We start from the raw sequence: 2,033 nt of genomic DNA, 5'->3' as shown, positions 1-2,033 counted from the left end.
CGCCTGCACTGACCAGGACAAAGGGATTGATCAGATACGGTCGAGTAAAACGCAGTTCCGCCTGACGCTCGTTACTCGGGGTAATCACAGCCAGCAGGTCGATCCCGCCTTGCTTGACCTGCTCTATTTGCTGATACAACGAATGGCCGCGCACGAGCTCGAACTTCAGCCCGGTATGCAGGCTGATCCGGTCCAGGACCTGGGCGCTGAGGCCTCTGAACTCGCCCTTATCGTCATAAAAAGACAAGGGCGCAAAGTTGTCGATGACCCCGACTCTGACCGATGGGTGGCTATCCATCCAACGTTGTTCGCGGGCACTCAACTGCAAGCGTTGCGCACCGCTGAAACTACTGCCGGCACTCCAGCGGCGCAGAACCGTCATGCGTTCCTGCACAGGAATCACCGCCAACGCGGCATCGATAATCCGCCGCAATCGAAGGTTGTCGGCACTCACCGAAAAGCCGAATGCGTTGACGTCCAGGCGGGCAAATCCCGCCAGCTGTACGTTGTTCAGGTAACTGTTATTGATCAGGTAACCGGCACTGAGGGAGTCGCCCAAATAGATATCGGCACCGCCGAAAGCCACGGCGCCGATGGCACTCAATGTCGAGTCATACAGTTGAAGGTGTGCCTTGGGATAAACCGCGTAGACCGCTTCGGGTCGCAAATAATGATCGAGCATCGCCACCCGCTGCCCCTCAAGGTCGGGTGTCAGCCGGGCGCTGTCGCCCAAGCGGGTGACCAGGGCCGGGGCATCTTCGGCATAGGTACGCGACATCAAAAGCTGCGGATCGGTCGCTTCAAAGTCGTTGGCGGTGCCCAACAGATCGACATTGCCCTGCTTCAACGCGGCAATCACCTCGCCTCGGGTCCGGTAGCGTTTCACCTCGACCCGAATGTGCAGTAGCTGGCTGAGCAGAACCGCAAAATCGGCGGTGATGCCTTCCAGGTACTTGTCGCTGATGGTGACCTCGAACGGCGCGTAATCCGGCGCTGAAGCGCCCAGTCGCAAGCTGCCCTGCTCGCGCAGCCAGCGCCAGTCGGCATCTTCCAGTTCGACCTGGTAATCGTCGACGACCGAACGCCCTTGCAGCTTCAGCAGCTGTGGTTTTGCGGCGAAGCTGTCCACCGACCAGACTGAACTGAACAGCATCAACACAACCAGCCARGTACGCAGGCGCATGTGCAGGTGCATATACATTCAGATCAGCTGATTGCGTTTGGCGAATTCTCTCAAGTGAACCAGCGATTTCACATTGAGCTTTGCGATCAAGCGGGTTTTGTAGGTGCTGATGGTTTTGTGGCTGAGGTTCATGGCTTTAGCGATTTCCTTGTTGCTAAAGCCAAGCGCCAAATATCGAAAGATGGTCAGTTCACGGTCGGAAAGCTTCTCGATCATCTGCAATTCGTTGAGTTGCAGCGGATCCAGACTTACTGAGCTGGAGTCCAGTTGCGGGAAATACATATAGCCGGACATCACCGCTTGAACGGCTTTACGCAGCTCTTGCAGGTCACTGGTTTTCGAGACAAAGCCCAAGGCCCCGGCTCTCATGCAGCGGTCGACATAATACCTCGGCTCACAGGAGGTGAAGACCACAACCCGAGAAGGTGACTGATCGCGCTGCAGACGACTCAGCAGTTCCAACCCGCCAAGCTTGGGGATATTCAGATCCAGCACCACCAGATCAGGTGACTGGGCCAGGATCATTTGTAGGGCCTCGGCACCATTGGATGACTGCAGAATGATCTTGAACATCACCCTGTCGCTGGAATCCTTAAGTGCCTTTAGCAGCATTTCGATGGCGGTCACAACAACCGGGTGATCGTCCACGATCAGCGCTGAACGCATGGCAACTCCTATAGAAACGCCCAAAAACCCCGGCGTGCCGCCCACGGCATTTGCCAAGGCTGACACAACGGCCGCGCAACGACTGTTGCACGAGAAACAGGGCGAAACTACCTGTCAAAGTTGACAGTTCAGACCAACGGTCGTGTGCCTCAGGCGCGCAAACCACCCTGCTGCCGGGCGTGCC

General features: G+C 56.9%; 2 protein-coding genes. Both read right to left on the bottom strand.

The window, feature by feature from the left end; genetic code table 11:
• On the bottom strand, positions 1–1,183 hold a 1,183-nt coding region (locus AC1DH9_RS28070; protein ID WP_477809230.1), incomplete at its 3' end, for a transporter substrate-binding domain-containing protein.
• Between the two features lie 18 nt (positions 1,184–1,201).
• Positions 1,202–1,849 (bottom strand): response regulator, encoded by a 648-nt coding sequence (locus AC1DH9_RS28065; protein ID WP_427539907.1) that lies wholly within the window; start codon positions 1,847–1,849, stop codon positions 1,202–1,204.
• Positions 1,850–2,033 lie beyond the last annotated feature (184 nt).

This window comes from Pseudomonas sp. 05T35, assembly GCF_056396605.1.
Note: the sequence above shows the minus strand (reverse complement) of the source record. Positions and strands in the feature narration are given on the sequence as shown.

Bases quoted from the DNA above. Each gene is read 5' to 3' on its own strand.
- AC1DH9_RS28065 (WP_427539907.1), bottom strand. From the start codon at position 1,849: ATGCGTTCAGCGCTGATCGTGGACGATCACCCGGTTGTTGTGACCGCC.